The following is a 23695-nucleotide window of genomic DNA, read 5'->3' on the forward strand; positions in this document are numbered from 1 at the left end:
CATTATTTCTGAGGTGTAATCTTATAAGTAAATCATTGAATTAATTGCAAGCACACTCATCTCGCCACACGGAGTTCCAGTCCATGTCCGAATTGGTCCAAACAAGCGCGTCGTCATCACCCGGTGCAGCACCCGTCGCCAATGGCTACAGCCAGGCCACGCGCCTGCTGAAGCTGAGCACGCCCCTGGGCCCGGACAAGCTGCTGGCCGAATGCGTGCGCGGCGAGGAAGGCCTGGGGCTGGGCTATACCTTCAACATCGCCGCCCTGTCGCTCGACGCGGCCATTCCCCTCAAGTCGCTGATCGGCCAGCCCATCCTGCTGGAATTGCTCATGGCCGATGGCGGCTGGCGCCCGTTCCATGGCCACGTCACCGCCGTCGAACTGGCGGGCGCGAACGGCGGCTTTGCCCGCTACAACCTGACCATGCAGCCGTGGACGGCCTTCCTGGCGCACGGCCGCGACAGCCGCGTCTTCCAGGACTTGGCGGTGCCCGACATCCTCGAAGTCGTCTTTGCCCGCTACCAGGGCCAGGGCATGCTGGCGCCGGCCTGGCGCTTCGACCTGCTCGACCGCGCAATCTATCCGAAACGCAGCATCTGCAGCCAATACCAGGAAAGCGACTGGGCCTTTGCCGAGCGGCTGATGAGCGAGGAAGGCCTGTTTTACTATGCCGAACACACGGGCGACGCGGGCAGCGCCAGCCTGGGCAGCCATACCCTCGTCATCGCCGACCACAACGGCAGCTTCAAGCCCAACACCCAGGCCAACATCGCCTACAGCCAGCCAGGCGCCGTCATGCCGCAAGACACGATGGATCGCTGGCGCATGCAGCTGCGCCAGCAAACCAACGGTATCGAACTGTCCAGCTGGGACTACCGCGCGCTGGGCCAGCGCCCCATCAGCGCCGCCAGCGCCCATGACGGAACGATGGCGCTGCTCAGCCGCGACGCGCCCGGCACCTATGCCTACCCGTCGCGCGAACACGGACAACGGCTGGCCGAGCGCCAGTTGCAGGCGCTGACGGCGTCCAGGGAAGTGTTTACGGGCGCCGGCACCGTGCGCACCCTGGCGCCCGGCACCACGTTTACCCTGAGCGGCCAGGCGCAAACGGATGCGGCGGGCGGTGGCGACGCTGCAAGCTTCCTCGTCACCCGCACGGTGCACCTGATGCATAACAACCTCGATGCGGAACTCGGCGGCGGCCTGCTGCAGCGCTTCGGCCAGGGCTTGCTCGACGCGCTGATCGGCGAAGAGGCGGCCGGCAGCCTGCATGCCGTCGGCGACACCATCAGCGAACGCCCGCCCTACCGCAACCGCATCGACGCCATCCGCAGCAAGGTCCCCTACCGCAGCACCTATGCCAACGACCACGGCCAGTTGCTGCATCCACGCCCCGTCATCATGGGCCAGCAGACGGCCATCGTCGTCGGCCCGGCCGGCGCCCAGCTGCATACGGACCGCGACCACCGCATCAAGGTGCAATTCCACTGGCAGCGGGGCGCGCAAAGCCATAGCCGGCTGGCGCATCCGGCCGCCGACGGCCATACGGGCGCGCCCGGCGACGACAGCGCCGGCACGTGGGTGCGGGTGGCCACGCCGCTGGCGCCCGTTGCCGGCGCCAACTGGGGCAGCAACGCCCTGCCCCGCGTGGGCCAGGAAGTGCTCGTCGATTTCCTTGAAGGCAATATCGACCGTCCCGTCGTCATCGGCACGCTGTACAACGGCCGCGGCCAGGCCGACGCGCAAAACAACCAGGTCAGCCAGGGCACGGGCGCGGCGACGGGCAACGCGCCGGCCTGGTTTCCCGGCCAGGCCGGCGCCCACGCTCACCCGGCGGCCTTGTCGGGCATCAAGACGCAGGCAATGCCAACGAGCCAGGGCGGCGGCGGCGCCTACAGCCAGCTGGTGTTCGACGACAGCCCGGGCCAGGGCCGCGTCGCCTTGCAGCGCCACGCCGGCCCCCACCAGGGCACGGCCGAACTGAACCTGGGCCATTTGCGCCACCAGAGCGACAACCAGCGGCTGGCGCCGGCCGGCTTTGGCGCCGAACTGAAAACGGAACACAGCGCCGCCCTGCGCGCGGGAGCGGGCATGCTGCTGTCGGCGCATGGCCGCGATGCTGGCGGCAGCCAGATGGATGCGCAGGAAGCGCTGGAACAGCTCAGGCAAAGCTTGCAACTGCAGACTTCGCTGGCCGAGCAGGCGCAGAAACATTTCGCGCTCGAAATGCCCAGCCCGGCCACAGCCGGTGCGGCCGCGCCAGCTTCCACTGCCACACCGGACCAGGCGGAGACGCCTTCGCCAGCCGCCCAGCTCCCCGCCCTCGCCCAGATGCAGCACAGCATCGAGGTCCTGGGCGCGACGGCCGAGGGCGCCGCCACGACGGGCCAGGGCCAGGGCCAGCAGGCGGCGGGCGGCGAAGGCCAGGCCAGCGCGTATGGCGACCCGCAGCTGCAATTGTCCAGTCCGTCCGGCATCGCCGCCACCACGCCGGCCAACGCCGTGCTGGTTGCTGGCGGCAATGGCAATCTGGCGGCGGGCGCGGATCTCAACTTTGCCGCGCAGGGCAACAGCCTGTACGCGCTGGGCAAGGGCATCAGCCTGTTCACCTACGGCAAGGCCAGCAGCAAGGACAAGCCCAACCAGGAAACCGGTATCCGCCTGCATGCGGCCAGCGGCAAGGTCAGCAGTCAAAGCCAGTCCGATGCGACACGGCTGACGGCGGACAAGGCCATCACCGTCAGCAGCACCGCCAAGAGCGTCACGGCGGCGGCCAAGCAGCACATTTTGATGACGGCCCAGGGCGCGTACATCCGCCTCGAAGGCGGCAACATCATGCTGCATGGACCGGGCAAGATCGATTTCAACGCCAGCATGAAGGAATTGACGGGGCCGGCGAGCAGCACCCCAAAATTACCTTTGTTGCCACAGGCTGGAGACGTAAGCAATTTCATGGAATTGAATTATCGCTGGGATGATTTACAGCCCATGGTGGGGGCGCCATACGCCTTGCTGTTCGACAATGGCACCCGCCTGGAAGGCAAGCTCGATGCAAACGGCTTTGCCCGTCTGGAAAACCTGCCTGATCGCAATGCCGTCGTGATCTACGGCGAAGACGAAAGGGAAGCGGTTCCCCGCCACAAGCAGAAACCGAACCAGCTGGCTGGCAGCAAGCCGAAAAGCGACGACGAGGCGCAATCGGTCCTCGAACGCTATCTGGCGCAAGAGGCCGCTTACTACAAAGACAACTTTTTTCCGGATGAGCTCGCTGAAATGGCTGAAGACTTTCCTGCAGGCGCCACCGTCAGCACACTTGAATATGATTTTCACTACGACGATTATCGCTACAAGGACGAGGACAGCATTGCAGACAAAGCCGCAAGCAAAAGCTACCGGGACTTGCACGATCAGGAAGGCGACGAGTCATGAGCGGCCTCACCCCTACCGTCCCGGCCAGCGCGATCCGTGGCGCCTCGCCTGCCAGCCGGGCGCTCAGGCAGGCCGATGACGGCATCGGTACTTGGCTGAGTGACCTCGTCACTGGTTCGGGCTCATCTCCCGCGCACATCATCATCACCGGTATTCTCGGTGTCGTCCCTGGTGTGGGACAGGCCATGGATGCGCGCGACTTGATCCTTGGCATCATTGTCATCAGCAAATCGCCGTCCGCCATCGGTGCCTGGGTGGAACTGGCCATCACCCTGGTCGGTTGCGTACCCGCCGTGGGCGATACGCTCAAGGTCGGCTTCAAGCTGATGAACAAGGGACACAATTTTGGCCGTGTGCTGGAAGCCGTCTCGCCCAAGCTGCGCGGCAACGTCGAAAAATTCATGCGCAAGATCGACTGGAACGTACTGGCCCGTGAAAGCAAGAGCTTGTTCAAGGGTGTAATCGATACGTTTATCGACGGCATCGATAGCTGGATCGTCAAAGCCGTGGCGGGAAAGTCGGAAGTCAAGCTGTTGATCCAGGAAATGCAGGCAATCCAGAAGCGCGGACCCAAAATGATCGAGGACGCCTTCGCCGAACTGAAAAAACTGCATGGCAAGATGATGGGCCATGACCTGCCGCACAACACGGCTGCGGTCGGCAACGCGACAGGAAAAGGCGTGCAGCATGCAGCACAGGAGGCGGGAAAGGACATTGCCGGCAAGGAAGCAAAAGCCGCCAGCAAGGCCGAAAAGAGACTTGCAGCGAAAAAGAACAAGGACGTCACCGGCAATCAGGCCAAGCCCAATTCCAGCAAGGTCAATACCAAGAAAAAAGGCGAAAAGAAAAAGCAGGGCTGGCACACCGGCGTACCGGCCGAGCACATCACGGATTACTTCGTGAAGAAAAGACATGCGCTGTTCAAGAAGGCGAACAATGCCGGCAAGCTGACCGAAGAGCATAGCCTGCCGCACGCAGGACTCGATCATCTGTGGTTCAAAGGCGCTGCACTTAGCCAGCCTTTCGTTGTCGGCGAAACCAAGTCGAGCCTGTTCGATTCCTTCCGCCTGATGGCGGCGCTACCGGCCGATCTGCAGGAAAAATTCAGTTCCCTGAGGGCGGACGAAGCGGCGAATCCCACGAAAAACAATAACAAACCGAATATTTTCGAAAATGCGGACCGCGATGCCCATGCAAATCAAGACGTAAAAATAGGGAACCAGGAAGCGGATGAAAAAGAACTGAGAAAGGGCTTGAACAAGGAAAATAAAGAAACGAAGCTGCCGACGCAAATGAGCCACGAATGGATCGCCCGCTCGATAAAATCGGAGAAACTGACGGCTACCGGAGTCACCATCAAGCCCTTGATGAAAAAATACGCGGCAGGCCAGCTGCTCAATCCCAAAGCCAGCCCCCCCTATCTGCGCTGGATTTCACTGGTCACCGGTCGTCAATTGACCAAGCATCGGCAGTCAAAGGGGCGCAATCATGAAATCCAGTTGATGCTGGATATTCCAGAAAATATATTAAGGAAATAAGCATGCAGACACTGGATGAAAAGACTTTTCTCGCATCCCGTAGGGAGTTGCTGTTGTCATACGCCATCTATGTTGAAAGCAAAGACAGCCAGGACGAGTGCTTCGACATGGTGGAGGCAGGCTTGCAACAGCCCGCGGAAGTACTGCAAAATATCCCGCCAGAAAACTTCATGACGGCGACGCGCCAGCGGGCCTGGGAAGGTATCGACCAGCTCACCCTGGCCTACAGCGCCGGCCATACGACAGCCGATCTGCGCGCGCTGTATCCCACGATACTGGAATATTGGGAAGAGTTTGCCAGATATGACACGGCTTTTGACCTGCAGGCCAGCGCCGCGGAACGGGGCTTTCCCCACTTCGCCCTGCCCGATGTCGCATACGAACAAGTCAACCGGATGATCTGCCTTGGCATTCTCCTGGGTTGGGGTAATTTGCTGCCCCGCTTGGCGCCTGTCATCGATTTCAACAACCATGAAAAAGATGGGCTGGTTGAACGCCTGCTGGCATTTTCCATCGATGGCAGGGATACCGACTGGCCGGAATGCACGCGCCACCTGCCCTATTTCAAGACACTCAAGATATTCGCGGCAGAAGAAAAAGATCGTCCGGCGTTGATGCAGGACTACCTGGAAGAATGGTATTACGCCAGCCGCCGTGAACCCTACTATGACAGTCACGAGCGCGATACGTCATTTTTAGGCTACTGGTCATGGGAAGCGGCAGCCATCACCTGCCTGCTCGATATCGACGACAGCAGCTATCGCGATGCCACATTCTATCCGGCAGACCTGACGGCCTTTTTCCGGCAGGCACGCGTGGACTATGAACCGGACGGCGGCGGTCCTGTGCCGGCAAACGAGTTGCGCGCCAAGGCTGGCGACCCCTGCCCCAAGGCGGGAACGTGGGAATCGCTCGATATTCCTCCGCGTGCCATGTCGTATGAGCGGGAACAGCCCATGCTCGACCTCGAATCAGGATATGGATTGACTGTCTGGCGATATCTGGAAAATTGAATATGCCCGCGGGGCGCCAGGCGCTCAAAAACATCCCAAGGCGGCAAGATGCCGGTTTTCGATGACTCCAACTATGGGAAAACAATTTGGTATTGGAGTACGGAACGGTATCCGGCCATGAAAATCATCCGCGCTGGTACGATGAGCATCTCAAAATCAGCGAGGAAGGCTATGCCGCCTTTTACGGCTACGTGACCTTCGAAGCGGCTGCGACCGTCTTTATGCTCGACCTGGACGACAGCCAGATCGAGCATCTCGTCTCCCCCAAAGACCTGGTCGATTATGCACGACAGTTATGGGAAGAAGGCCGCTACACCAGTCAGGAAACAGAACCACTGATACGCAAGGGACGCGTCGAGGGCGGCCAGTCCTGCCCTCAAACAGGCTTCTGGGAAACCCCAGCAAAGTTACACAGCCGCAGTCATTTTGAGCAAGGCCAAGTGATGCCTGTTTTTGATGACGCTGCATACGGTGAAACCATCTGGTATTGGAGTGAAGAACAATAGCCCATTTTCCATTTCGCACAACCAAGTATCTTAGGTATTTACATTGAACGCAAGTTCGACAACATCTTGCAGAAATCTGCGCCAAACAAGAAAAATGGTACTTCGCCATGAAAAATAGCGTCTTTCACGAACGGCGTCGGCAACAATTCCTTTACGAAGAGCTTTACAATAAAACACGGGAAAATCAACTTCTTCTCATTAAAGTAGGACATGATAATAAAAAAGTAGCCAGTACAACGCAAGGTGAAAATTCGATTTATCAGTTCTTGCATCTCGAACTATTTTGGATCTGGATGTTGGACTACACCGCAGGCATCCCCATCAATGAACTTGCCTCGCGCCTTGTCGCCATTGTCGATGCATTTGAAAAATGGAATGATGCATATCAATTATTCCAACAGGATGCTGCACTCGAATTTCCAGAATTTGGGCCTTACGAATATGTCGGCGCCCCGCAATTTCCCAATCTTTTTGAATACGAAAATACGCTTCAATTAATTAGCATTGCCATTTTGCTGCGCGACCAGCAATCGGTCATGCGCATCATTAATGTACTACGTAGTCACCGTGGGCAAGATGGACTATTCGAACAATTAATTGGAGGATATGTCGAAAAAGAAATAACTCTAGACAGTTGCGTTCTTGGGAAACCCTATGACACACTGCTGCAGGTATTTTATGAAGAAGATGAAGGTGCCACGCTCAATCTTTTGAAAAAATATCTGAAAATATGGTATCCCGCCATGAAGGATCATCCACGCTGGCATGATGAACACTTACATATCAACGAGGAAGGTTATTCCGGTTATTATGGTTACTGGGCATTCGAAGCAGGTGCGACAGTCTATCTTCTCGATCTAGATGACAGCAGCATCAATCATCTGGTCTACCCAAAAGACCTTGTGGACTATGGGAGAAAATTACGCAAAGAGAACCGTTACACCAGCTTGCATACGAAACAACTGCACAACATTCACCGTGTTGAAGGGGGAAGTCCATGTCCCCAAAGTGGTTTCTGGGAAACCCCTGCAAAATTACACAGCCGCAGTCATTTTGAGCAGGGCCAAATCATGCCTGTTTTTGATGATGCGGCATACGGTGAAACCATCTGGCATTGGATTGAAGAACAATAGCCAATTTTCCATCTGGCACAATCAGCAACTGGCCCACCGCCGAGCTGCGCCAGCGATCAGAAAAAACGACGGAAAAACAATGATGACAACCCCGTTCGACATGCGTCGCCGACAGCAATTTCTCTACGAAGATCTTTATAACAAAACGAGAGCAAATCAATTTGCGTTAATTAACGGGGGCATTGAAAACAAAAAAGTAGCCGACTCGACGCTGGAAAATTCTTCAGTGCATCAGTTTTTATATTTAGAAGCGTTCTGGATATGGATGCTCGACTATACGGCGGGCGAGCCGATCACTGCACTGGCGCCGCGCATCGCCGACATCGTGGATAAGTTTGAAGAGTGGAATAAGGTCGATCAATTCTGTCAGCAGGAAGCAGCGCTCGAGTTTCCAGAGTTTGGGCCGTACGAATATGAGGGAGCACCGGAGTTTCCCATCCTTTCCGACTATCAGGACACACTGCAACTACTCAGCATTGCCATCCTTCTGCGCGACCATCATTCGGTTAAACGCATTATCTACATGCTACGCAGTCACCGTGGCCGCGATGGCCTGTTCGAACAATTGATTGACGGGTATGTGGAGGATGGACAAGCCCTCGACACCTGTATCATCGGCAAGCCCTATAGCACGCTGTTGCAAGTGTTCTATGAGGAAGATGAGAAGGCCACGCTCGACCTGCTCCAAAAATACCTGAGACAGTGGTATCCAGCCATGAAAAATCATCCCCGCTGGTATGAAGGGCATCTAAGAATCCGGGACGAAGGCTACGCGCCCTATTACGGTTACTGGGCATTTGAAGCGGGTGCGACGGTTTTTTTACTCGACCTGGACGACAGCCAAATCGACCATCTTGTCTATCCCAAGGACTTGGTCGATTATGCACGTCAGCTGCGGAAAGATGGCCGCTACACTCGCCTGGGCACAGAACCTCTGATACGCAATGTGCGCGTCGAGGGCGGCCAACCCTGCCCCCAAACTGGCTTCTGGGAAACCCCAGCAAAATTACACAGCCGTAGCCATTTTGAGCAAGGCCAAGTCATGCCTGTTTTTGATGATGCGGCATACGGTGAAACCATCTGGCATTGGAGTGAAGAACAATAGCCCATTTTCCATCTGGCACAGCCAGCGACTGGCCCAGCGCCGGGCTGCCTCAGCGCATGAGCCTTTGGAATGGCGCGCCTACGCAGGCCGGTCAGCGGCAAGCACTGGACATTCGGCTGCCAACCCGCAGATTGGAACAGGGCGAGATCATGAGCAATCTGGATGCTGCCTGTGGCTTGACGGTGTGGCATTTTCTGAAGGTATAAAAAAACAACGACGTGAGAGGAGAAAAGATGAGCACAACGGAACGTTTTTTTACTGCCGAAGATGTAGAGGGAATGGTTGCTGACCTCAAGGAATGGCCAAACATGTCCTGTGACGATGGTAATCAAGATCTGGGAGTGTCTCCTTTTATTACTTTCTATTTCTTATATGATACCAATCACTCTTTGACAACATCGCTACTGATGGTAGACATCCACGAAGATTTTGAGCGTTTAACTGGAATGCCTTATCTTTTCGCCACGCATCCAGATTCAGAACGGCCACATCGTTACGGGTCCAAACGCCTACCTGATTTGCGGGAGTTTGCGCACAAGAGAAAACCCGGTCAATCATTCATTTTCGATTTTTCTGATCAAAAAAATCACAGATCATCTCCTTCCACAGCGGGATATTTTTGGAAGATGAAAGATTATATGAACGATAATTCAGAACCGTCAAACAAGGTTTACTCATCCATTCAATTCTACTATCGCTGGTCATGGTGGAAGGACAACAAGAATGCGTGGCGGCAGTTTGTTCTGGAAACCATGGGAAAACTAAAACCTGATCAGGTTTACAGCGGCTTTTCGATGGCCAATCCGCTTGCTTTCGGCACCCGCTCGGCAGTGACCGTGTGGGAACGCTCTCTGGCGCCGCGATTTTTTGGTTTGGACATTGATTATCCTTTTTCCATGAGCGGCTCACTGGCAGACGGCATCCGCCCGCCAACCTGGGGCTTTTTGCTATCGGATACGTGGCGTGAAAAATTGGACCTCAGCCGCGACCAGATAAAACTCAGCCTGCAGCATCCGCAAATCCGGATCGACGAGCTCGACTCCGGCCTATGGATCGAACTGGGCGAGGAGCCGGCGCTCTACCCGGTAGAGGACGGCGTGCCGGAATTGCCGGCGCTGCTCAACAAGCTGCTCAAGCCGATCCGCGACGATCACATGGCGCTGCTGGGCTTTGGCCAATGGGACGGCGATCCCAACGAACGCTTCAACGATGCCGACTCGCTGCGCTGGATGCGGCGCTTCGACGCCGACAGCGACTGGCCCAGCGTCGAACTGCGTCAGCGAGCAGCAAAAACGACGGGAAAACAATGATCACCGCCCCGTTCGACGTGCGGCGCCGGCAGAAATTTCTCTACGAAGATCTTTACCATAAAACGCGGGAAAATCAACTCGCAATAATAGATGTTGAACTCGAAAATAAAAGAATAACCGACTCAATGCAGGGAAATGCTTCCGTCCATCATTTTTTGTATTTAGAAGAATTCTGGATCTGGATGCTCGACTATACCGCTGGTGAACCAATCGAAGCACTGGCGCCGCGCATCGCGGGTATCGTGGATAAATTTGAAGAATGGAATGAAGTCGCTCAACTCTATCAGCAGGAAGCGGCGCTCGATTTTTCAGAAGATGGGCCATATGAATACGAGGGTGCGCCGCAGTTTTCCACCCTTTCCGACTATGAGGACACACTACAACTGCTCAGCATCGCCATCCTGCTGCGCGATCAGCGTTCGGTGCGACGTATTATTCACGTACTGCGCAGCCACCGTGGCCGCGATGGGCTGTTCGAGCAATTGTTTGGCGCATATGTCGAGGACGGTCAAGACCTGGACACCTGCATTATCGGCAAGCCCTACAACACCCTGCTGCAAGTATTCTATGAAGAAGACGACAACGCTGCCTTAGCCCTGCTCCAGAAGTATTTGAAACAGTGGTATCCGGCCATGAAAAATCATCCACGCTGGTACGATGAGCATCTCCACATCAACGAGGAAGGCTATGCCGCGTATTACGGTTACTGGGCCTTTGAAACGGGGGCGACCGTCTTTATACTCGACCTGGACGACAGCCAGATCGACCATCTGGTTTACCCCAAAGACCTGGTCGACTATGCGCGAACATTATGGGAAGAAGGCCGCTACACCAGTCAGGAAACAGAGCCACTGATACGCAAGGGGCGCGTCGAGGGCGGCCTGCCCTGCCCGCAAGCAGGCTTCTGGGAAAACCCAGCAAAGTTGCACAGCCGTAGCCATTTTGAGCAGGGCCAAATCATGCCTGTTTTTAACGATGCGGTACATGGCGAAACCATCTGGTACTGGAGTGAAGAACAATAATGAGTACAAGGGACAGTTTTCTTGGCAATGACGATATCGAAGGATTTGTTTCCGATCTCAAGGAGTGGCCGAATTCATCTTATGGAAATGACCAGATCACACATAATGTCAGCCCTTTCGTCAGCTTTTATTTTCTCTACGACAGCAAGCATCATCTTGATACGTCACTGCTGATGGTGGATATACATGAGCAATTTGAGCGTCTGACGGGAAACCCCTATCTTGTTGGCACGCACCCCGATTCGGAACGTCCTCACCCTTACGGCTCAAAGCGTTTGCCAGATTTGCGTGAATTTGCCCGAAAAACAAAAAAAGAAGACTATTTCGCCTTCAATTTTACCGATCAGAAAAATCATATTTCCTCACCTGCCACGGCAGGATATTTTTTGGAAAGTTCGGGACTATATGAACGACGACGCGGTGCCATCAAACAGAACCTATTCGTCGATTCAGTTTTACTATCGTTGGTCATGGTGGCTCGAAAATAAAGACGCCTGGAGACAATTTGTCCTTCAAACGGCTGAAATCCTTGATGCTGCGCAGGTATACAGCGGCTTTGCCATGGCGACGCCATTGGCGTATGGCTCCCGATCGGAAGTCTCAGTCTGGGAACGTTCTCTGACAACCCATTTTTACGGACTTGATATCGATGATTATCTCGGCATGCACGGTGAATTGGCGGTAGGTATCCGTCCCCCCACGTGGGGCTTTCTGCTGTCGGACACCTGGCGCGAGAAACTGGATATCAGCCGCGAGCAGGTCAAGCTCAGCCTCCATCATCCAAGCATCAAAATAGAAGAACTCAGCGTGGGGCTATGGATTGAATTGGGCGAAGAGCCGTCACTTTACCCGGTTGAAGATGGTGTCCCGGCGCTGCCGGTATTACTCAACAAATTGCTCAAGCCGATACGTCATGATCATATGGGCCTGCTAAGTGGCGCCCAATGGAATGACGATCCCAACGAACGCTTCAACGACGCCGACTCGCTGCGCTGGATGCGGCGCTTCGATGCCGACAGCGACTGGCCCAGCGCCGAACTGCGTCAGCGAGCAGCAAAAACGACGGGAAAACAATGATCACCGCCCCGTTCGACGTACGGCGCCGGCAGAAATTTCTCTACGAAGATCTTTACCATAAAACGCGGGAAAATCTGCTCGCATTAATTGAAGTCCGACTTGCAAATAAAAAGATAGTGGAATCAACGCTGGAAAACTCTGTGGCGCATCAATTTCTGTATTTGGAAGCGTTCTGGATCTGGATGCTGGACTACACAGCGGGTGAACCGATCGATGCACTGGCGCCGCGTATCCCCGGCATCGTGGACAGGTTTGAAGAATGGAATGAGATCGATCAATTCTGTCAACAGGAGGCGGCGCTCGAGTTTCCGGATTATGGGCCGTACGAATACAACGGAGCGCCGGACTTTTCCACCCTTGCAAATTACGAGAACACGCTACAACTACTCAGCATTGCGATATTATTGCGCGATCAACATTCGGTCTTACGCATCATCCATGTGCTACGCAGTCACCGTGGCCAGGATGGCTTATTTGAGCAATTGATAGACGCATATGTCGAAGATAAGCAAGATCTCGATTCGTGCATTCTCGAAAAGCCCTATGATACTTTGCTTCAGGTTTTCTATGAAAATAATGAGAGAGAGACACTCAAACTGGTCCAGAAATACCTGAAACAGTGGTATCCAGCCATGAAAGGTCATCCCCGCTGGTACGACGGGCATCTGAGAATCAGGGACGAGGGATACGCTCCCTATTACGGTTACTGGGCATTTGAAGCGGGTGCGACGGTTTTTTTACTTGACCTGGACGACAGCCAGATCGACCATCTGGTCTACCCCAAAGACCTGGTCGATTATGCGCGCCAGCTACGGAAAGAGAGCCGCCACAGCAGCGTGGAGATAAAACCATCGGCCAAACGAGAGCGCGGCGAATAAAATGAAAAATCCACCATTCGATGATCGCCGCCGCCAACAATTTCTTTGTCGGCAGTTATATGAAAAAACCCTGGAGAATTCACGTGCGCTGCTACAAGTTCAGCTAAGAAACAAGGAATCAGCTGAATGCGCTGGAGACACCAGTTTGGCTTGCCATTTCCTATATCTGGAAAATTTCTGGATCTGGATGCTGGATTACACCGCTGGCGTGCCAATCGAGGAACTTGCGCCACGGCTGTCCGATATCGTGGACAGGTTTTCGGAATGGAACGAAGCCGATCAGCATCAACAAAAGGAAATATTGTCGCAATACCCCGAGTATGGCCCATACAAATACAGGGCGGCGCCAAATTTCGGCGATCTTTCCGATTATGAAGATACGCTGCAATTACTAAGTGTCGCCATATTATTGCGCGATCAGCGCTCGGTCATGCGCATCATCCGCATATTTCGCAGTCACCGAGGACAGGACGGCCTGTTTGAACAGCTGATTGGCGCATATGTGGACGATGAGATGGCCCTCGATACCTGCATACTGGGCCAGCCCTACGAGACGTTGCTGCAGACGGTATATGAAAGCGATGAAGGTGCGGCACAAACTCTCATTAAAAAATATTTGAAGCAGTGGTACCCTGCCATGAAGGATCATCCCCGCTGGTACAACGGCCATCTGCGCATTAGCGACGAAGGCTACGCTCCCTATTACGGTTACTGGGCATTTGAAGCGGGTGCAATGGCCTTTGTGTTTGACCTCGATGACAGCGGTATCGATCATTTCGCCTACCCGACAGATCTCGTTGCGTATGGGCGTGCACTGCGCGAGGAAAACCGTTATACCAGCATAGATATGAATGCGGCGGGCGATGTCGGACATGTCGAAGGCAAACAGCCCTGCCATGACACGGATTTTCAGGAGTAAGCATGCAGACTCTGGACGAACACACTTTTTTGGCTGGTCGAACGCCTGTTGGCCTTTTCCGTCGATGGCAGGGACACCGCCTGGCCAACATGCACGCGCCGCCAGCCCTATGTCAAGACGCTCAAGATATTTGCGGCAGAAAAACAAGAGCGTCCGGCATTGATGCAGGACTACCTGGCAAAATGGTATGACGCCAGCCGCCGCGAACCCTACCATGACAGCCACGCGCGCGACACGTCACTTCAGGCTACTGGTCATGGGAAGCGGCAGCCATCACCTGCCTGCTCGATATCGACGACAGCAGCTATCGCGATGCCGCATTCTATCCCGCCGACCTGGTGGCATTCCAGCGTCAGCCACCCTCCATGCGATTGGATCCAGCATGAGCAACAAACCCGCCGTGATGGCAGCCTGTCTCATTTTCGCCATGCCCGCGCTTGCGCACGCCGCCGACGGCCCCTTCCCAGGGATTTACTCCGTCATCGATCCCGTCACGGGCATGACACAGGATGTGCTGAAGATCAAACCCTTCATCGATGGCGAATTCAACGTCTTTCCCCGTTTCGCGGGCGAACGGGCATGGGCCGGCGTGCTCTCCGCCAAGGTCATGGGCGCCAGGGATCGCTACCTGGCGGAAGCATTATTCCCTCAGGACGGCAAGGTGCGCGCCCTGGCGATAGAGGACATCGGCTACCTCTACTACACGCCCGGCGGAAGTTACTCGCGCGACGGCCGCTCGGATACAGGCTACCTGAGCCATATCTTTGCCATCGGCATCAAGTCCATGCAGCGCCGTCCGCTGCTGGCAGGCCATGCCGAACGGGGCGAGCGCGGCCAGCATGACTACCGGCCCGGGGCCGATGAGGCAAAGATAGCGGTCAGCACCTTGAACTACAGCGCCCGCTCCATCCAGGTCGGCGTCAGCGATGCCGGCAATCCGGCCAACGCCGTCGATACCGATCCCCTGAACCCTTACATGAGCAGCGCCGCCAATTGCTGTTTCTACCTGCCAGCCGCCCCACAGAAGCCGACACAGCTCAACATCGAGTACCGCTGGCTGCCGGACGGCAAGCCGGAAACGCGCACCTTGCCGCTGCCGGCCGGCACCGCCACCGAGGAACTGCTGGTCATCGTGCAGGCCGATGGCAAGCTGGCGCTGGAATTTCGCACCCCGCACGCGTCGCTGTCGATGACGGCCGATGGCAGTGTCGAGGCTGGCAATGGCCGGCTGTATCCGGCCCTGCCCGCCGCCGAGCGCAAGGCCGTGCTGGCCGCGGAACTGGCGCGTCAAAAAAATTCGCTACAAGACATCACCAGGAAACTGGAGAAAATGCCCGCGACGACAGCGATGCAGCTCACGCAGCAGGTGGCAGAACAGGTCGCAGAGCGGCAGAGCGCCGTGACCTATCTGGAAGCGTTTTCCGCATGCAAAGCCGCCGTGCGCGAGTGCGACAAGCAAGCCAGGGCGGCGGTCCGCGCCAGATAGCGGCAAAGCCCGTTTCTGCTAGGCTATCGCCGTATCGCCACCTGCCGACGCTTCTTTCGGCACCAGCATCGCCTCTTTTACGCCGCCCAATTCCGGTTTTGAACCCTCATATCGCCAATAAAGATATTTCTTGCCCCGTTTCCCCATGAAATACTGCCGGTTTCGGGACCAGCGACTGGCTTCAACAAAGCCGATACTGGCGTCAGTCATCTGATTCTTGAATCCCGCAACAGAATCATGCACATAACGATCGAAGAATTTGTCAAATAAAGTCCGCTCCGCAACCGACATCGATTTTCGGAGCTTGCCTTTCCAGGCATCGTAGATCGCGTCTTCCAGCGGTTCCGTCGCACTACGAAAAAAGCCTGTTTTCTTTTCTGCGATGTTCTGCACGTCGCGTTCCCATTCGCTGTCCGTCGTGGTCATGTATTTATCCGGCGTGGCATACATGACGGACTGCCCCTTTGCGATGATGGCTTCGCGTTCTTTGCGCGCCGCGCGCTGGCGTTCCGTGCGCCCCCAGCGCCAATGATAGTAATTGTTCATGTGGCTGATGACTTGTTTCTCGAGCCGCTTGTCTGCGCTGACGTGCTTCATGTAGGTGTCGAAGCATCCCTGCAATTCGCTGCTGATGTTAAACAGCGAGCCATAATCCTGAAGAACCTCTTCGGGAGACTTGAACGGCACCCCCGCCGCATATGCCGACAGATACATATTGCACAGCGGAATGCGCGACAACTCGTTTGAGCGTCCCTCCTGATTCATGTCGTCATAACCGCCGCCCACGTCGGAGTGTGCCCCGGGATAAAGGGTTTCCCGGCAGTTTGAATCAGTGGCCTGATCGATTCGAATAGAATCGGATGGGAATTTCTCCCGTACTTCATGCGCTGCGACATAATGTTCGCAGAAGCGCACGTATGGTGGAATACGCAGATCGGCGGCCCATTCCGCATGGCCGCCCTCGTCCGCCAAATACATCACGCCGCCCCACACAGGCCCCAGGTAATATTTGAGATCGGACTCAAGGCGACTGCCGCCAAACCCCACCGAGGCCACGGTATCAAAAATGCCGAGGAAGTAGATCACCAGACGCGGCTGAATAAATCCGCCACTTTTGGTCCAGATCAGCCCATCTCCTTGCTGATAACATTGTCCAGCCAACTGACGCACAAAAGCCCGCGCCTGGGCTGCCCCCCGGCTGAAGCCAAACACCGCAACATTGATTTGATTTACATGCGGCATGTGTTTGTCCACCCGCATCTTGAACTCCTTCAGCATCCAGCTGATCCGGGCCTGCCCTTTTGCAGCAGATGCCATGCCGAGCGCCCCATCGATTCCATCACCACTATCCTGAACCTCTGGAAACGGCGTGCCGACCCCTGGCGCATATATCGCGTAGGTCTTGTTTTTTTCATCTTCAGCCGTATGCGCAAATTTTCCCAATTTCGCAATATTGCTGTACTTTACCTTCGACGAAGCCAGCGAGCCATTGCCATCTTTTTTGAAATTATTTCCAGTTCCGTCAAAAAAACAACTGATCCAGACGGGCTTTCGGCAATCCGACTCCTTCGCACATTTTTCCAGTTCCTTGCGATAAATTCCTCGCGCAAGCCGCTCACTCTTCGTGACGTCGCTAAGCCGGCGTATCGTTGGATTGCTCATGGTCTATTCCCTGTGCGGTGTCCGCGGTATGCCATAAAAAGGATTCTCGATTTCCTGCTTGCAGAACTGGCCTTGGGGAAGGCGCGCCGAATGCAGTTTTACCTGCTCGGCAGCAAGCGGCGCCTGCGTCTTGAATGTGCCCAGATGTGCCTGAACCGTACCATCGGCAAGAAAGTGCAAAAGCACGATGGTTGGGCGCTCGGGCCCTTTGGCGGGCAGGATGTCAACAGTAGCCTGACACCAGCGGCTTCCAGGAGCACTCATCCTGGAAGTGCGTTCGTCATAGTCGACACTCGATTTTCCATCGTGGTAGGTCGTATCGAAAACCACGCTCCAGACCACGCGCACGCGCAGCGGTTTATCCACAGGACTATCCCAGATGAAACAGCAATTTCCACTGCTGAAACTGACTTTTTCACCATTGTCCATTTCCGCCTCGCTTGCGTCGCGAAAAAAAATGGAACCACCGCTGGGCGCTTCATCGACATTGAATGGCAGTGAAATGCCCTTGAATGCGATCGAATAAATATCGTACGGCGTGTAGTTATATGACGTCGTAGTGAAGGTTTTCTCGTTTAATTCCTGTTGCAAGCGTTCTTCCTTCGCCCTGGAATCGCAAGCGGCCAAAATAAATAGGCACAACACGATGGAGGTCAGTTTTTTCATGTCGGGATCGCATTCATATTAGAAGCGGAAACTTCTTCGAGCGCAGCCCATTGCCCAGGAGTCCAGGCCAGGATCCGGTCACTGAAGGACTGCGCCGTTCCTTCGGCCTGCAAAGCGATGGCGGCGAGTGGCGCCAGATGAAAATCGGCACCTAACATGAGCGACAACATGCAGTAACTTTTCAAGTCTGTGGGCGAACTTAATCCATATGCCTGCGCCCTGCCCAGTTGTTCAAAAAAAAAGTCGTAGCGCTGATCCGGAGGCAAACCATCTAGCGCCTGCGGATCATCGCTCTCCATTTGCTTCATCAGCATGTACGGCGATGCTCTATGCATCAGTTCGAGATATTGATGTTGCGTCAAAAGCATGCATTCACTGCCAGGCGGGGCAGGCGCCTCATTTTTCTCGCCAGGTACAATTTGTGGCACCCCACGCACGTCCTTGTACAACCAGCCCGTGATGCCTGCGAGTGCAATCTTGCGCTGCGCCGTTTCCAGCACGTCCAGCCAGTGCGGCAGGATAAGCGGATCGTAGTAGCGCATGATCCACTCGGTACCGTCATCGTGCACCACCTCTGTCAACCAGGTCAGCCGTTCTAACAATTGCTGCAGGGGCTGGCCAGAAACAATCAGCGACATAAAATGGGCGCTGCCGGCAGTGCACAGCAATTTGGCGAGCAAGGGACATTTCTCGCGCTGCATATGCCGCAACAATATCGGGCCAGCGTACAGGGCGTCCGGCTCAGCCAATTCACCCAACAGGGAATACAACTCAACGCTGTGATCGCCAGGCAAGCGGATACGGGCCACACCATCCAACTTGGCGCCATCAATCAAGCTGTAGAGGGACTCCCCCTTGTCGAGAGCAGGACTATCGAGCAGCGCAAGCAACTGCAAACCACACGCGGGGGTCCCGCCATCGTTTTCGCGCATGATCATTCCCCCTTCGCGGCAAAGGGCGAGCCGCTCCTGGCCGCATTTAACAGGCATTCCTTGCAAATACTGCGAGGCATTACCGGCAGTGGATAGCTTGCACGGGATGGCCCGTCAAAACTCTTCTTGCCGGCATGCACCGTGATCTTGCCCGGGCACTGCACGGTGATGTTGCCGCCCTCGATGGTGATGTTGGCGCCGCCCGCCGTCGACAGGCGGATGCTTTTCGCCGCCGCCCAGTCGATGTGCGCGGCGGCGCTGACGATATTGACTTCCTCGCGCGCCTGCACGTTGAGCACGTCGGCCTGCGCCTGCAGGTCGATGGCTTGTTTGGCGGCGATCAGTTGCAGGCCGATATTGTTCTCGCCCGCCTTGACCACGCCGGCCAGCGCGCCGATGGCCTGGCCGCTGTGCACGCGCAACTGGCCGCCGCCGACGAACTGGGTGTCCTGGCCGCTCATCAGGGAGGTGGTTTCGCCATTGACCAGCTGGATATCCTGGCCCGCCAGCACGCCCAGGCCGGCGCGGGCGGCGATGGCGATGATGGCGTCGCTGCTGTGCGGCAGCTTGTCGTCGCCGGGACTGGTCGGCTTGCCCGCCGCGTCGCGCCTGGCGGCGGCCGTATTTTCCTGGCTCAGCATGCCGGAGACGCTGGTCAGGAACGCCGGCAAGGGTGCCGCCTTTTCGTCGAGCACGCTGGCATTCGCCTTGGCCGGGCCCAGGTGGCTGGCATACGCGACCGTCTTGTGCGTGACGGCGGCGGCGCTGAAGGTTGCACCCAGCTTGGCGGCCTGCTTGAGCAAGACCATGCCGGGCGCATTGTCGCCGGCCGGATCGCGCGCCTGCGCGTCGTGGTTGACGAGGTAGCTGGAAATGAGCAGGCCGGCGCCGGCCCGCACGGCGCCGTAAGCGTCCGTGCGCAGCTCGGCGCCCGTGCCGCGCAGGCTGCCCCGGTAATTGTCGGCCGCATGGATCAGGTGGCCAAGATTGAGTTCGCTTGCCGCATGGCTGCTCTTGAGCTGGATGCGCCCCTGCTGGTCGGTATCGTCGAACAGCAACTGGTTATAGCCAGAGCCGGAGCCGGCGGCGCCGAATTCCTTGCTGCGGATGCCCCATTGCGCCGCGCCGTTGCGGTGACCGGCGCTGCCGCCAGCCGCACCATGCCAGAGCGGGCTGTTACCGCCGGCCACGTTGCCCTGCGCCGATGGCGCATGGTCGCGCGCCGGCTCGAAGACGCTGGCGTCCGCGGGCTTGTCCGTGATGCCGCCCGGCGTGGGCGCGACGCCGCCCTCGCCTTGCCCGTTGTACAGGGCGCCGACGATGATGGGCCGGTCGATATCGTTTTCCAGAAATTGCACCAGCACTTCCTGGCCGATGCGCGGCAGGAACTGGCTGCCCATGCCGCCGCCGGCCGAGCGCTGCGCCACGCGCACCCAGCAGGTGGCGCTGCCGTCAAGTTGCCAGTGGAAACGGATGCGCACCCGGCCCAGCTTGTCGCAATGGATCTCGCTGCCGCCGCTGGCGCTGGTGCCGCCGTCGGCGCCGACGACGATGGCGCTCTGGCTGCCGCAGGCCGTCGGTTTCGGGTGGTGGCGCGCGTCGCCGCCGTCATGCACGGGGCGCCATGGCGTATCGGCCGCGATCGCTTCAATATGGTTGGCATAGCCGCTCTCGGCCGCCTGCGCGATCACTTGCTGGCATTGCGCGATATCGCGCGGCGCCAGCGCCTGGCCAGCCAGGCTTTCCTGCAGCAATTCGGGGATGGGGCCGAACAGTTCAGCCAGGCCCTGCCGCGCGGGCGCCGGCAGATTATTCACGCCCACGCTGCACACGCGCAGCACCACCAGCGCCGGCGCCTCGGCGCCATCCTGCTGCAGCGGTCCCTGCGTCAGGGTAAAGCGCGTGCCGGCACGCAAGGTGCGCACGGTCGAACGCGCCTGCCAGCGCTCGCCGCGCGCTTCGATCGCCTGCATCTGCAGCAAGGCGTAGCGTTCGGCCTGGGCCGCACTGGCATAGAAATACTGGCCCGGCGTGTCATAGCTTTCCAGCGCGGGCGCGTTTTTTCCGCCCGGCGCCAGCCGCGTCGGCACGCTGGCGCTGACGGCTTTCTTGGCCTTGTAATCGTAGCTGAGCACGCTCGCGACCGCCGTGCGCAAGACGCGCGCCCGGCTGAGCGCCTGGATGGAATCGGCCTGTTCCATGGCCCGCGCGCCATGAAAACGGATGCCGCCGCCTTGCGCGCTGCTGGCGTCTTCCGGCACCGCGCTCAAGGCGCTGCTGTCGGCGAACAGCACCAGGCAATGGCCGCCCTCATGTTCTTCGAAACGCCAGGCCAGACCTTCTTCGCTCAGCAGGCGCGTGACGAAAGCCAGGTCCGACTCGCGGTACTGGCAGCAATAGCTGCGCGGCTGCGCCTCGGCCATGAACGGCCCCGTGTCGCCGCTCCAGCGCCAGTCGGCTTGCGGCGCGTACGCCTGGAACACGCTGTCGACGATCTCGATCACGCTCTTGTCTTGCCAGACGCGGCTGTTGCGTACCTGGCTCAACAGCCATAGCCACGGCGTCAGGCGCAGCCGGAAACGGGCCAGTCCGCCATCGCTGCCCAGCATGGCTGCAGCGCTGATATAGCCGGAAAACTGCGTGCGCGTGCCATCGGCCAGGCTGGCGTGCAGCGCGGCCGGCTTGCCCAGCAACGGCGCCAGCGCCACATTCGCCTGCGTGGACAGCACGATGATGTCGCGCGCGCCCACGGTCTGCAACTGCTCGTCGGCGACAAACGCTTCCACCAGCCACTGTGACGTCCCGCCCTCGCCGCCGTCCAGCGACAGCTCATACAGCCGCGTCACGCTGCTGAAACCAGCCAGGGAAGCGTTGACCTGATCGGCGCTGGCGGCACTCATTTTCCGCCTTTCGCGGCAACTTGCCCGGCCTTGCATTGCGCGTTGCCGGCATGGCCCTGGCAGGCGCGTGCGCGGCACGCCACGGCCGCGTCGCGCTTGAGCGCCGCGCATTGCTGCAACTGGGTCCGCAGGCCGGAAGCGGTTTTCTTCGGCACCGGCGCGGCCTGCGTGTGGGCCAGCAGGGCCGACAGCAGGGCGACATCGCTGTCTTCGGCGCGGCGCGCGGGCGTGGCAGCCGGCCCTTTCACCGGTGGCTTTTTGGCTGCAGGACGGGGCGCCTTGACCGCCGGTCTCACGGCAGCCGGTGGCGGCGATGGCGTTTCCAGCGCCTTGCTCAGCACATCGTCGGGATGCGCGGCACGCGCGTTCCCGGCAGCGGCCGTGGCGGCTGTTGCGGTCGCGCCGGCATCAAGCATCTCGCTCAGGCTCTGCTGCGGCGCCTCGTCATGGATGCTGGCGACGGCCGGCGGCGGCGCCACGGCGGCGGGTGCGGCAGTGGCGGCGGGCAAGGGAAGCGGCGCAGCGTCGTCGCCAGCCCTTTCTCCGCGCTGGCCCAGCCAGATGCCGGCGGCCAACAAGAGCAGCAGCGCGGCCACCGCGCCCATGCCCCCGCGCAGCGCCAGACTGCCGCGCCTGGCCTTGACGGGCGAGCCGGTATTGCCACCCTCGAGCGTGGTCAGGATGCGGTTACGGTCGGCCTCCGCCTGCTGCGCCTGGGTCAACAGGCTGGGCCGGGCCGGGAGCCGGGGGCTATCGTCATGAGTTCGCAAAATGTGCGCTCCTGTAATATTTGCAAGACTTTACGCTATTCAACAAAATCATGACGCGTGCCATAAAATCAACAGTGCGCACCCCCCGCACAATTGAAAAAAGCCCCCCTTAATTATCAGTTTTGTAAGATATACTTCCAGGCAATATCCATCGCGTCCCTGTTTTCCCTGATGGACAGCACCGTTCCCCGCAGCCAAACATTTATTGATTGAGGTTAGCGTGTTCCTACTCGCGGTAGCGCTGTATTTCATCCTGGCATGCCTGATCAGCTGGCTGATCCTGTTTCCTGCCGGGCGCGATTTCGTGCTGCACGCCGTCGATGGCGCGGAGCAGCGCCTCGCCGCCTGCCTGCAGCGCGTGGCCAGGCGCCGGCAGACGGGCATGGCCAGCCTGGGACTGCGCGGCGCCACGCTGTGGACCCGCACGGCCGACCTGCTGCGCCGTCATTACCTGCTGTGTCTCGCGGGCGTGGTCGCGATCAGCCTGCCGACCCTGCTGGCCCTGATGGCCGACAGCAAATCCATGCTGGGCGCCTACGATGTGTCGACGCGGGAAATGAATACGCAGGTGGCCAGCCTGCTGCAGGGCGAGCAGCTGGTGCCGCCCGTCGATCTGCCGCCGCTGGTGTTTGCCACCGAAGAAGTGCGCCAGGAGCGTCCGCTGCTGGTATCGGCCAGCCGCAACTGGACCTTGCTGAATGTGGAGTACGCCCAGCGCCTGCTGCTGGTCTTCAAGATCATGAAGGAAAAACATGGCTACGAGATGGCGCTGCTGGAAGGCTACCGCAGCCCCGAGCGGCAAGACATGCTGGCAGGCATGGGCCCCAACGTCAGCAACGCGGCCGCTTTTCAAAGCTGGCACCAGTACGGCCTGGCGGCCGACTGCGCCTTCCTGCGCAATGGCAAGCTGGTCATTTCCGAGAAGGATCCGTGGGCCATGCGCGGCTACCAGCTGTATGGCGAAGTGGCCGAATCGGTCGGCATGACCTGGGGCGGACGCTGGAAGATGATGGATTTCGGGCATACGGAACTGCGCCTGCCCGGCGTCATGAAAAAACACTGAAGGGAGCGCGTATGGCGGGTCCGGTAATCAGATTAGGCGACAAGACATCGCATGGCGGCACCGTGCTGGAAGCATCGGCGGTGAGCGACAGCGGCGGCATCGGCATGGCGCGGGTCGGCGACAAGGTCGCCTGTCCCCTGCCCGGCCATGGCGTGTGCCCCATCGTCAGCGGCGACTCCAGCCTCATCGTCGATGGCAAGCCCGTGGCGCGCCACGGCGACAAGACCAGCTGCGGGGCGCTGCTGATCGCCAGCCAGCAAGCCACCACCGACCAGGCATGACGA

The 23695-nt window shown here is 58.0% G+C and carries 20 protein-coding genes and 1 pseudogene; 16 read left to right on the forward strand and 5 right to left on the reverse strand.

Features of this window, described 5'->3' with window-relative positions; genetic code table 11:
• Positions 1 to 83: 83 nt before the first annotated feature.
• From ACPJXG_RS18030 to ACPJXG_RS18095, 14 genes and pseudogenes are all read left to right on the forward strand, one after another.
• On the forward strand, positions 84 to 3431 hold the full coding sequence (locus ACPJXG_RS18030) for a type VI secretion system Vgr family protein (RefSeq protein ID WP_425251899.1): 3348 nt from the start codon (positions 84 to 86) through the stop codon (positions 3429 to 3431).
• Positions 3428 to 4969: a hypothetical protein gene (locus ACPJXG_RS18035; RefSeq protein ID WP_035817485.1), complete on the forward strand. Its 1542-nt coding sequence runs from the start codon at positions 3428 to 3430 to the stop codon at positions 4967 to 4969. The genes ACPJXG_RS18030 and ACPJXG_RS18035 overlap by 4 nt, the downstream gene beginning before the upstream one ends.
• A 2-nt stretch (positions 4970 to 4971) precedes the next feature.
• On the forward strand, positions 4972 to 5982 hold the full coding sequence (locus ACPJXG_RS18040) for a PoNe immunity protein domain-containing protein (protein ID WP_081922354.1): 1011 nt from the start codon (positions 4972 to 4974) through the stop codon (positions 5980 to 5982).
• Between the two features lie 86 nt (positions 5983 to 6068).
• Positions 6069 to 6488: a PoNe immunity protein domain-containing protein gene (locus ACPJXG_RS18045; protein ID WP_425251900.1), complete on the forward strand. Its 420-nt coding sequence runs from the start codon at positions 6069 to 6071 to the stop codon at positions 6486 to 6488.
• Between the two features lie 107 nt (positions 6489 to 6595).
• Positions 6596 to 7621 carry a PoNe immunity protein domain-containing protein gene (locus ACPJXG_RS18050; protein ID WP_425251901.1) on the forward strand — a complete coding sequence of 342 codons (1026 nt, stop codon included), beginning with the start codon at positions 6596 to 6598 and terminating at the stop codon, positions 7619 to 7621.
• Positions 7608 to 8726, forward strand: coding sequence for a PoNe immunity protein domain-containing protein (locus tag ACPJXG_RS18055; RefSeq protein ID WP_425251902.1), 1119 nt, complete (start codon positions 7608 to 7610; stop codon positions 8724 to 8726). Before ACPJXG_RS18050 ends, ACPJXG_RS18055 begins: the two co-directional genes overlap by 14 nt.
• A 233-nt stretch (positions 8727 to 8959) precedes the next feature.
• On the forward strand, positions 8960 to 10036 hold the full coding sequence (locus ACPJXG_RS18060) for a type VI immunity family protein (RefSeq protein ID WP_099404140.1): 1077 nt from the start codon (positions 8960 to 8962) through the stop codon (positions 10034 to 10036).
• Positions 10033 to 11058, forward strand: a complete 1026-nt coding sequence (locus tag ACPJXG_RS18065) for a PoNe immunity protein domain-containing protein (RefSeq protein WP_425251903.1) — start codon at positions 10033 to 10035, stop codon at positions 11056 to 11058. The genes ACPJXG_RS18060 and ACPJXG_RS18065 overlap by 4 nt, the downstream gene beginning before the upstream one ends.
• Positions 11058 to 11546: a hypothetical protein gene (locus tag ACPJXG_RS18070; protein ID WP_425251904.1), complete on the forward strand. Its 489-nt coding sequence runs from the start codon at positions 11058 to 11060 to the stop codon at positions 11544 to 11546. Before ACPJXG_RS18065 ends, ACPJXG_RS18070 begins: the two co-directional genes overlap by 1 nt.
• Complete coding sequence (locus ACPJXG_RS18075; RefSeq protein ID WP_425251905.1) at positions 11464 to 12135, forward strand: type VI immunity family protein; 672 nt, start codon at positions 11464 to 11466, stop codon at positions 12133 to 12135. Before ACPJXG_RS18070 ends, ACPJXG_RS18075 begins: the two co-directional genes overlap by 83 nt.
• Positions 12132 to 13013, forward strand: a complete 882-nt coding sequence (locus ACPJXG_RS18080) for a PoNe immunity protein domain-containing protein (protein ID WP_425251906.1) — start codon at positions 12132 to 12134, stop codon at positions 13011 to 13013. Before ACPJXG_RS18075 ends, ACPJXG_RS18080 begins: the two co-directional genes overlap by 4 nt.
• Before the next feature lies 1 nt (position 13014).
• On the forward strand, positions 13015 to 13932 hold the full coding sequence (locus ACPJXG_RS18085) for a PoNe immunity protein domain-containing protein (RefSeq protein WP_425251907.1): 918 nt from the start codon (positions 13015 to 13017) through the stop codon (positions 13930 to 13932).
• Positions 13933 to 13965: 33 nt separating this feature from the next.
• Positions 13966 to 14318 (forward strand): annotated as a pseudogene (locus ACPJXG_RS18090) (PoNe immunity protein domain-containing protein).
• On the forward strand, positions 14315 to 15418 hold the full coding sequence (locus tag ACPJXG_RS18095; protein ID WP_425251908.1) for a hypothetical protein: 1104 nt from the start codon (positions 14315 to 14317) through the stop codon (positions 15416 to 15418). The pseudogene ACPJXG_RS18090 and the gene ACPJXG_RS18095 overlap by 4 nt, the downstream one beginning before the upstream one ends.
• Before the next feature lie 18 nt (positions 15419 to 15436).
• Here ACPJXG_RS18095 and ACPJXG_RS18100 read toward each other — a convergent pair whose 3' ends face one another.
• The 5 genes from ACPJXG_RS18100 to ACPJXG_RS18120 are packed head-to-tail and all read right to left on the reverse strand — an operon-like array spanning position 15437 to position 22348.
• Positions 15437 to 17080: a T6SS phospholipase effector Tle1-like catalytic domain-containing protein gene (locus tag ACPJXG_RS18100; protein WP_176390242.1), complete on the reverse strand. Its 1644-nt coding sequence runs from the start codon at positions 17078 to 17080 to the stop codon at positions 15437 to 15439.
• A gap of 3 nt (positions 17081 to 17083) precedes the next feature.
• A complete protein-coding gene (locus ACPJXG_RS18105) occupies positions 17084 to 17746 on the reverse strand; it encodes a hypothetical protein (RefSeq protein ID WP_176390243.1) in 663 nt (220 codons plus the stop codon).
• Complete coding sequence (locus tag ACPJXG_RS18110) at positions 17743 to 18678, reverse strand: DUF4123 domain-containing protein (RefSeq protein WP_425251909.1); 936 nt, start codon at positions 18676 to 18678, stop codon at positions 17743 to 17745. Before ACPJXG_RS18110 ends, ACPJXG_RS18105 begins: the two co-directional genes overlap by 4 nt.
• Before the next feature lie 2 nt (positions 18679 to 18680).
• The gene (locus ACPJXG_RS18115) at positions 18681 to 21578 is read right to left on the reverse strand and encodes a type VI secretion system Vgr family protein (protein WP_425251910.1); all 2898 of its coding nucleotides are present in this window, start codon (positions 21576 to 21578) and stop codon (positions 18681 to 18683) included.
• A complete protein-coding gene (locus ACPJXG_RS18120) occupies positions 21575 to 22348 on the reverse strand; it encodes a hypothetical protein (RefSeq protein ID WP_425251911.1) in 774 nt (257 codons plus the stop codon). Before ACPJXG_RS18120 ends, ACPJXG_RS18115 begins: the two co-directional genes overlap by 4 nt.
• Positions 22349 to 22568: 220 nt before the next feature.
• On the opposite strand from ACPJXG_RS18120, the gene ACPJXG_RS18125 reads away from it, so the two are divergent.
• Entirely contained in the window at positions 22569 to 23411 is an 843-nt protein-coding gene (locus tag ACPJXG_RS18125) for a M15 family metallopeptidase (RefSeq protein WP_425251912.1), read from the forward strand.
• 11 nt (positions 23412 to 23422) lie between these two features.
• Positions 23423 to 23692, forward strand: a complete 270-nt coding sequence (locus ACPJXG_RS18130) for a PAAR domain-containing protein (RefSeq protein WP_035817470.1) — start codon at positions 23423 to 23425, stop codon at positions 23690 to 23692.
• Positions 23693 to 23695: the final 3 nt, after the last annotated feature.

Origin of the sequence: Janthinobacterium sp. NFX145, from assembly GCF_049810325.1 — a bacterium.
In the GTDB taxonomy this organism is placed as follows: domain Bacteria; phylum Pseudomonadota; class Gammaproteobacteria; order Burkholderiales; family Burkholderiaceae_D; genus Janthinobacterium; species Janthinobacterium rivuli.